This is a genomic window from Campylobacter coli LMG 9860 (assembly GCF_000254135.1).
Classification (GTDB): Bacteria; Campylobacterota; Campylobacteria; order Campylobacterales; family Campylobacteraceae; genus Campylobacter_D; species Campylobacter_D coli.
Map to the genome: position 1 here is coordinate 19,994 of NZ_AINS01000037.1, position 7,983 is coordinate 27,976.

The following is a 7,983-nucleotide window of genomic DNA, read 5'->3' on the forward strand; positions in this document are numbered from 1 at the left end:
TTTCATTTTCCTAAACAAAAATTACCAAACATTTCATCTAAAATTTCATTTCTATCGAAATCTTTAGTAAATTTTGCAAGTTCGCCAATGGCTAAATTTAACTCAAAGGCAAACAACTCTAAAGAATTTTCACTGAGTAATTCTTTAGCCCTTAAAATCGCTTCGCTTGAAATTTTACAAGCATTAATAAGAGCGATAGAACTAACTAAAAATCCATCACTATCTAGCGAATTTAAATATTTTTCAAGCTTTTCTTTTAAAATTTGAATATCGTTTTGAACACTAAGTTCCATAAAATCAATATCACAAGGTTTATCAAATTGAGTTTTTAAATCACTTTTATTTAAAAGATAAAAAATCTTTTTATCGCTTTGACTTAAAAGCTTAAAAATATTTTCATCCTCTTCATCTTTTTTTCTTGAATTATCAAAAATAGCTAAGATAATATCTGCATCTTCAATGCTCTTTTTACTAAGCTCTATACCGATTTGCTCAATCTCATCTTTACTTTCTCGAATTCCTGCAGTATCAATAATACGCAATAGATGCGTACCTAGTTTAAAACTCTCTTCTATGGTATCACGAGTCGTTCCAGCTATATCAGAAACAATAGCTCTTTTATAAGAAAGCAAGGCATTTAAAAGAGAGGATTTTCCAACATTAGGCTTACCCACAATAGCGATTTTAAAACCCTCTATCAATCCTTTTTTACTTTCTGAAAGTGTATAAATTTCTTTTAGAATTTTAGAATTTTCTTCACACATTGTGCTAATTTGTTCTAGTAAATCAGAAGGCAAATCATCATCAGCATAATCAATACTCGTTTCCACAAAAGCTAAAGTTTTTACCAAATCTGTGCGAATTTTATCAAGAAGTTCTCCCAAGCTTCCTTGCATATTTCTTGCGATAATCTTTGCTGCATTTGCAGATTTTGCTAAGATTAAATCCTGTATATTTAAAGCCTTTAAGGGACTCATTTTACCCCTTAAACAAGCTCTTTTACTGAATTCTCCAGGTTCTGCTAGTCTTGCTCCTAAGCTTATCAACTCTTCAAGCAAAATTTCACTTACACTAAAACCACCATGCACTTGAAATTCAACTATATCTTCACCTGTAAAACTAAAAGGGGCTTTAAAATAGATCACTATGGCTTCATCAAGGAATTCATTTTTTTGATTAAAAAGCTTTGTAAAAGTTGCATAGCGGGGGCAAAGTTCATTTTTTTTGCTTAATTTTAAAGCAATTTCAAGCGCTCTTTCCCCGCTTAATCTTATAATCGAGATAGAACCCACTCCATGGGCAGTTGCAATAGCTACTATAGTATCATTCATCTTTTTTAAAAAAATCGTTAATTACAACATATCTTTGATCGTTGTTTTGTTTGATACCTACATATTTATTTGGAAATTCAGCCCTTAATTTTTCTAAAGCAATTTTAATCAAAACTCCGTCTAAAGGTTTTGTCTGACCTCTTCCATTGATTTTAACTTTTTCAATTACACCTTGAAGATAAATTTGCATTCCTTGAATTTGATTTTCTAAAAATTGTGCAATTTCAAGACGAACTAAAAGATTGTATTTGAGGTTGATCCAATTATGCAAAAGATAAGAAATAGCCTTGTAACGATGAGCCTCTTTGCCAATTAGCAAGGCTGCATCATCACCATCTAAACGGATAAAAACGCTTTCTTCATCATACATTCTTAACTCCACTAAAGAGATATTAAAACAAGTTGCTTTTAATAAATTCTCTAGCTGTATGCGAATTTCATCTAAAATATCTTCCTTATTGTGAGTTCCTCCGCTTTCTTTGTGAAAGCTATCAAAAATTCCATCGCTTTTGACAACATATTTCTCTTTAGGTTTAACTTCTCTAGCCTCTACTTCAAATTCTTTTTTATTGTCTATTTTACTTCTATCATCGAATTTGCGGTAAGGTTTTTCATAATTTCTATGAACATCATTTTTGGACGCATTAAAATCTTTTCTAGAATTTTTTTTACTATAAGGCTGTTTTTTAGCTCTAGCTTCGATGATAGCATTTTTGCGCCAAAAGCCTAAAAATCCATTTTTGGAATACTGAATGATTTCATATTCTAAATCTATAACCGAGCATTCAAGGCTTTTTGAAGCTTCTGTTAATGCACTTTGAAGATCTTTTGCTTCAATTCTCATTTTTTCACTCCGCTTGTTTTTTATGATGTTCTTTTGCAAACATTTTATTGATTACCCATTGTTGTACCAAAGAACAAAGATTATTAACAAACCAATAAAGAGTAAGACCCGCTGGAAAAGTAATAAAGAAAAAGGTAAAAATGATAGGCAAGAATTTCATAATTTTTGCTTGCATAGGATCTTGTATGGTCATAGGGGTGATTAATTGCTGTATAAACATTGTTACACCCATTAAAATAGGTAAAATAAAATAAGGATCCATTACTGATAAGTCGTGTATCCAAAACGCCCAAGGGGCAGCTTTTAGCTCTATAGCATTGAGTAATACGCGATAAATAGCAAAGAAAATAGGAATTTGTAAAAGTATAGGCAAACATCCGCTCATAGGATTTGCACCATGTTTTTTATAAAGCTCCATCATATGCATATTCATTTTTTGAGGATCGCCTTTATAGCGCTCTCTTAATTCTTTCATTTTAGGTGCTAAGTCTTTAAGTTTATTCATGGAAATCATAGATTTATAGGTTAATGGGAATAAAATTATACGAATAATTAAAACCATTATAACAATAGCCCAACCCCAATTTCCTATATGATTATGTAAAAAATTTAAAAATTCAAACATAGGCTTAGCTATAAAAGTAAACCAACCATACTCTACAACAGCTTCAAGACGCGGATCTATAGATCTTAAAATCACATGTTCTTTAGGGCCCATATAACCACCGGCTTTAAATTCATTATCACTCATCGCAAATACCAAAGGATTATTTTGAGCATCTTTACTGATAGTTACATTTAAAGGTTTTTCAAAATTATAAAAGAAGGCAGCATAATATCTATCAAAAGCCGAAGTCATCCAAGCATTTTTAATATTCTCATCCTTGTCCATATCGCCATCTTCATAAGTATGGATGGTTTCTTGATCATCCATAACCAAAGCTCCATGAACTGTATAGCTATCTACTGCTATGCTTGGACGATAACCTGGACTTATGAAATAATTTATATTTTTACTTAATTTAACTTCAATATCGTAATTACCCTTAGAATAAAAAGTGATTTTCTTTTCAACAATTAAATCTGAAAGCTGTTGGGTAAGTTTTAGTGTCTTACTGCCATTTTCATCGATAAAAACTTCACTCATATCCGCAGCATAAGGCACGCTAAAGGCTTGCGTATTGATAGCAGGATCGCTAAAACGCATCTCTAAAGGATAAGGCAAATTTCCTTTGCTTATAAGATTGATAGCTTCGCCTTTTTCATTTTGGTATTTTTTATCTTGAAGATAAAAATTTACAATTCTGCCTAAAGAGTCAATCTGCGCTTCAAAATGCTCGCTTTTAATATCGGCAATGATTTTATCTTGAGGTATTGTATTGCTAGTTGCAGCTACATTTAAATTCGCTTGTGGATTTTGTTGTGGAGCATTGATATTGGTTGCGTTTTGAGAATCAGCTTGTGTAGTAGTAATGTTTTGCTCTAATTTTATTTGTTGCTTAGGTATAAAAAAATAATCATACACAACAAAAAATAAAAAAGAAATAACTACAGCTAAAAGAATGCGTTTTTGCTGAAAAATATTATTCGAATTATTCACTTATTTGTCCTTTGAAAGATAATTTTAACAAGATAAAAACTTTTATCCTGATGGTGGGGTATATATAAAAAATAAAGCTGTTTTTGCGCCAAAAAAATAGGCTTAAAACATAGATTACAAGAAGTAATATTTTTAGTAATTTTTGGATAGTCAAATCCCCCTTTAAAAAAAGGATTGCATTTTAAAATTCTAAAAAAACTTGAAAAAAATGCAAGAATACAATTTCTTTTTTGAAATTGCCAAAAGGCGTATTCTGAACATGTGGGATAATATCTACAAACAGGGGGTTTTAAAGGGCTTAAAAATTTTTGATAAAAGCGAAGAGTTTTTAAACATACTATTTTAAACATTCTAGTTTTTTTAATCCCCATTTTAGATTTTTTTCTAATCTAGAAAAAGGAAATTGAGTGATTTCACTTTTGGCAACAAAAATATATTTTCCATTTTGAAGTTTGTTTTCAAATTGAGTAAATAAAGCTCTTAAAATACGTTTTGAGCGATTTCTAATCACTGCTTTTCCAACTTTTTTACTAGCAACAACTGCCATTTTTTGCTCATCATTTTTAAGATAAAAGATGATAATGCCATCGCAATACCACTTTTTACCTGTTTTATATACGGCTGAAAATTCTTCGTTTTCGCTGAATTTACCAAAAGTTTTCACACAGCGAGTCTTTTTCTACCTTTAGCGCGTCTTGCGTTGATCACCTTGCGACCATTTTTAGTCTTCATACGAACGCGAAAACCATGAGTGCGTTTTCTTGGGGTACCATGTGGCTGATAAGTTCTTTTCATTTCAATTTTCCTTAAAAAAATATAAAATAAGCTTGTATTTTATCTTAATCTTACTTATAAATTGCTTTTAATTAAGAGTATTTTTTATTTTATTTTGATAAATTTGCAAAATCAAATCAACAAAGGAATATTTAAAAAATGCCAAAATTTGAAATTACAACACTCAAGCGTGAAGAATTGGATATTTTGCTTGAAATGATTAAAGAATTTGCGCAATACGAAGAGATGGAAGATTCTTTACAATGTTCAAAAGAAAAACTTGAAACTTCTTTATTTGATAATCAATTTGCCCGAGCATTTTTACTTAAAGAAGATGAAAATATCATAGGATATATGATTTATTTTTATACTTTTTCATCCTTTTTGGGAAATGGTGGAATTTATTTAGAAGATATTTACATAAGAAAAAATTTTCGCAAGAAAGGTTATGGGCGAGCAGTTTTTAAATTTTTGGGACAAATATGCAAAAAAGAGAATTTAAAAAGACTTGATTGGGTGTGTTTAAATGAAAATATTTTAGGTATAAATTTTTATGAGGGTTTGAAAGCGCAGCATTTAAAACAATGGCGTAACTATCGTTTAAGTGGAGAAAATTTAGAAAAACTTTGTGAGCTATGATAAGAACTTTACATTATCTAAAGGCCATGGGTTATGATTTTACGGATGAAAATTTAAAACTCCATTCAAAAATAGAAAATTTTAAAGATTTAAGAAAAAACATTCAAGAATGTACTCTGTGTCATTTTTCCAAATCACGCTGCTTTACGCTTATGGAAAATGAGATAAAAAATGCCTCTCTTATGATCGTTGATACACTAGCGCATAAAAATGAAAATGAAAAAGGAGTTTTGTTAAATTCAAAAAAAGGAGAAAGATTAAAATTTTATCTCAAAGAAATTTTAGGACTTTGCGAGAAAGAATTTTATTTTTCTTATCTTTTTAAATGTTTTTCTAATGGAAAATTTGATGATTTTTCGCTACAATCTTGCTTGCCATTTTTTTGGAATGAGTTAGAACTTGTCCAGCCTAAAATGATTCTTTGTTTAGGTGAGTATCCTTTTAAAAGCTTGGGTTTTTCAGACTTTAACGTTCTTAGAGGAGAAATCTTTGCTTATAAAAATTTCTTTATAATGGCAAGTTTTGAGCTTGAATTTATAGAAAAAAATCCAAGCTGTGAAAAAATTTTTATACAAGATCTAAAAAAAATTAAAGGATTTTTATGAAGAAAATATTTTTAATCTTATGTTTATGCTTTGGCTTTGTTTTTGCCAAGGAGCAAAAATTAGTCGATGTTAAACCTGCTGAAAATTTTTATCCAAAAATAAGCACACAAGAATGTGACTCAAACTGCTTACTAGAACTTTTAGAAGCAAGGCTTTATCTTAGTTTTTTGAGCGAATTTGTTGATCAACATGATCAATTTTTATCAAATATTTATGCCAAACTTTTAAATTCTATTACGGATTTTGACAAAAATTTACAAAAAATCACTTCTGTAAAGCTTGCCATCATCATACCTGAAAAAACTATAAAAAGTTATTCTAATACCATAATCAACTCAAGCATTGCCTATCTTTTAAGCCAAAGGGCCGAAATTAAAGTTAAAGTTTTTTTAACCGGCACAGAAGACAATGATAAAATTCGTTCAACACTCGAGCAAGTTCAAGCTCAAGGCTATCAATACGCTATTGCTGCACTAACACTTAAAGGCGTGAATCAATTAAAAGATTATTCAGGAGATATGAAAATTTTCATCCCTACTCTTCATAAAAATAATGTTTCTTTTTCAAATTTAAACAAAAATATAATCTTTGGAAGCATAGATTATGATGCTCAAGTGTTAGCACTTTTAAACAAGGCAAATTCCGATATAGCAGCCTTTAGCGATGGATCTATGCTTTCGAGTAATTTAAATTCTCGCGTACTTGAACAAAATGCAAATACAAGATTTTATCGTGTTGAGGGAGAAAAACTTGATTTTTATAGACTCTTACGCTCACAAGGCAGTTTAAATAATGCTTCAATATTTCTCAACACTCCTTTAATCAAAACAGCACTTATAAGCTCTCAATTACGCGTATATAACATCCAACCTTTTGTGCTCTTATCAACTCAAATCAATTATAATCCTACATTTTTAAGTCTTACTCAAGAAGGGGACCGTAAAAATTTTATTCTTGCAAATTCTATTGATAATCACGATGATAATCTATCATATCTAAACGAAATTTTTAATCAAAGCATAGATTACAACTGGATAGCATATGCTACGAGCATAGGAACAGATTATTTTTACACTCAATTTTTAAATACCAAAAGCGATAGCCTTTTTGATGAAAAAATTCAAAATTCTCAAATTTTATATAAAGTTCGCCTCATGAAAGGATCTAAAGCTAGTTTTGAAGAATTAAAATAATTCTTCAAAAAGCTTTTTAATTCCTGCATCTATCTTAGCAGGCTTCTCATTTTGAATATACGCAAGGGTAAGTTCAACCTTAAAAAGCAAAATCTCATCTCTATAAATCTCTTGCGCAATATCAACTGAAGCATTTTTTATTTTTAAAAGCTTTGTTTTAACCTCTATAATATCACCAAGTTTAGCTGACTTTATAAAAAAACAATTTGCTTTTGTTAATAAAAAATGTCCCTTATTAGCATCAAAAATCGGTGCATTTTTAGCAAAAAAAATTTCACTTCTTGCTCTTTCACAAAATTTTAAATAATTACTATGATACACTACTCCTCCAGCATCTGTATCTTCATAATATATGCGTATTTTCATTTTAGAATCCTTTTGTCAAAAATTCAATCAAAAACTAATGTATCAAAAAATATGTTAAATTTTTCTAATTTTAAACATATCTAAATGAAATTTTATCCATATTTAAAAAGTAATCAAGCTTTACATTATTATAAAAATTAAAATTAAAATGCAGTTTTACTTTTTAAGATATCTTGAAGCTGCCATACAAAACAATATTAAAGAAGATAAGATTCTTTTTGAGAATCTTACCCTAAAAGCATTGGAAAAGTATATTAAAGATTTTGAGTGATTTTTTAATCTTTAATGCCATTTTTTTCATCAAATTTTAGTATCTTAGCTCTAAGCTCCTTTGGGAAATTATATCTATAAATAGCAGGGATTCTTGGATCAAGGAGTTTGTCTAAATATCCTCTTTTATAAATCCATTCCAATCTTTCAGGCGTAAAATAATAAGGGGCATTAGGATAGCCTTGAGGAGGAGTGAGGGCTGCGAGTTTGGCACTTAATATTAGGGTATCCATAGTCAGTTTAGCAGATCTTTCATCTCTTTCGTTTCTAATATCTACATCAAAATTAGTTTTCATCCCATTTCTATATCCATCCATAGCATCATCAAATTCATTTCTACTTTCAGGAGTAGAATCCACAT

The 7,983-nt window shown here is 29.8% G+C and carries 10 protein-coding genes and 2 pseudogenes; 4 read left to right on the forward strand and 8 right to left on the reverse strand.

Translation table 11 applies throughout. The features are described 5' to 3' along the window. Nucleotides 1-2: 2 nt before the first annotated feature. Genes mnmE through rpmH form a run of 6 tightly spaced genes read right to left on the reverse strand, consistent with a single transcriptional unit; the run spans nucleotide 3 to nucleotide 4,570 of the window. Nucleotides 3-1,331, reverse strand: a complete 1,329-nt coding sequence (gene mnmE / locus CCO88_RS05370) for a tRNA uridine-5-carboxymethylaminomethyl(34) synthesis GTPase MnmE (RefSeq protein ID WP_002839658.1) — start codon at nucleotides 1,329-1,331, stop codon at nucleotides 3-5. Continuing rightward, on the reverse strand, nucleotides 1,324-2,175 hold the full coding sequence (locus CCO88_RS05375) for a Jag N-terminal domain-containing protein (RefSeq protein WP_002790425.1): 852 nt from the start codon (nucleotides 2,173-2,175) through the stop codon (nucleotides 1,324-1,326). Before CCO88_RS05375 ends, mnmE begins: the two co-directional genes overlap by 8 nt. Before the next feature lie 4 nt (nucleotides 2,176-2,179). Then, a complete protein-coding gene (gene yidC / locus CCO88_RS05380; RefSeq protein ID WP_002776868.1) occupies nucleotides 2,180-3,775 on the reverse strand; it encodes a membrane protein insertase YidC in 1,596 nt (531 codons plus the stop codon). Beyond that, nucleotides 3,772-4,116: a membrane protein insertion efficiency factor YidD gene (gene yidD, locus CCO88_RS05385; protein WP_072212086.1), complete on the reverse strand. Its 345-nt coding sequence runs from the start codon at nucleotides 4,114-4,116 to the stop codon at nucleotides 3,772-3,774. Before yidD ends, yidC begins: the two co-directional genes overlap by 4 nt. After that, a complete protein-coding gene (gene rnpA / locus CCO88_RS05390) occupies nucleotides 4,113-4,439 on the reverse strand; it encodes a ribonuclease P protein component (protein WP_002776865.1) in 327 nt (108 codons plus the stop codon). The genes yidD and rnpA overlap by 4 nt, the downstream gene beginning before the upstream one ends. Continuing rightward, nucleotides 4,436-4,570, reverse strand: coding sequence for a 50S ribosomal protein L34 (gene rpmH / locus CCO88_RS05395; RefSeq protein ID WP_002776864.1), 135 nt, complete (start codon nucleotides 4,568-4,570; stop codon nucleotides 4,436-4,438). The genes rnpA and rpmH overlap by 4 nt, the downstream gene beginning before the upstream one ends. Before the next feature lie 138 nt (nucleotides 4,571-4,708). On the opposite strand from rpmH, the gene CCO88_RS05400 reads away from it, so the two are divergent. The 3 genes from CCO88_RS05400 to CCO88_RS05410 are packed head-to-tail and all read left to right on the forward strand — an operon-like array spanning nucleotide 4,709 to nucleotide 6,986. Then, complete coding sequence (locus CCO88_RS05400) at nucleotides 4,709-5,188, forward strand: GNAT family N-acetyltransferase (protein WP_002776833.1); 480 nt, start codon at nucleotides 4,709-4,711, stop codon at nucleotides 5,186-5,188. After that, a complete protein-coding gene (locus CCO88_RS10630) occupies nucleotides 5,185-5,793 on the forward strand; it encodes a uracil-DNA glycosylase family protein (RefSeq protein WP_002784767.1) in 609 nt (202 codons plus the stop codon). Before CCO88_RS05400 ends, CCO88_RS10630 begins: the two co-directional genes overlap by 4 nt. Further along, nucleotides 5,790-6,986 (forward strand): hypothetical protein, encoded by a 1,197-nt coding sequence (locus CCO88_RS05410; protein ID WP_002784768.1) that lies wholly within the window; start codon nucleotides 5,790-5,792, stop codon nucleotides 6,984-6,986. Before CCO88_RS10630 ends, CCO88_RS05410 begins: the two co-directional genes overlap by 4 nt. Here the strand turns inward: CCO88_RS05410 and CCO88_RS05415 are convergent. Next, nucleotides 6,978-7,352, reverse strand: a complete 375-nt coding sequence (locus CCO88_RS05415; RefSeq protein ID WP_002776830.1) for a YbgC/FadM family acyl-CoA thioesterase — start codon at nucleotides 7,350-7,352, stop codon at nucleotides 6,978-6,980. The genes CCO88_RS05410 and CCO88_RS05415 overlap by 9 nt on opposite strands. A gap of 160 nt (nucleotides 7,353-7,512) precedes the next feature. Here CCO88_RS05415 and CCO88_RS11105 point away from each other — a divergent pair. After that, nucleotides 7,513-7,623, forward strand: a pseudogene (locus CCO88_RS11105) (FHA domain-containing protein); the annotation flags it as partial. Nucleotides 7,624-7,627: 4 nt separating this feature from the next. Here the strand turns inward: CCO88_RS11105 and CCO88_RS05420 are convergent. Next, nucleotides 7,628-7,983: pseudogene (locus tag CCO88_RS05420) on the reverse strand (hypothetical protein); the annotation flags it as partial.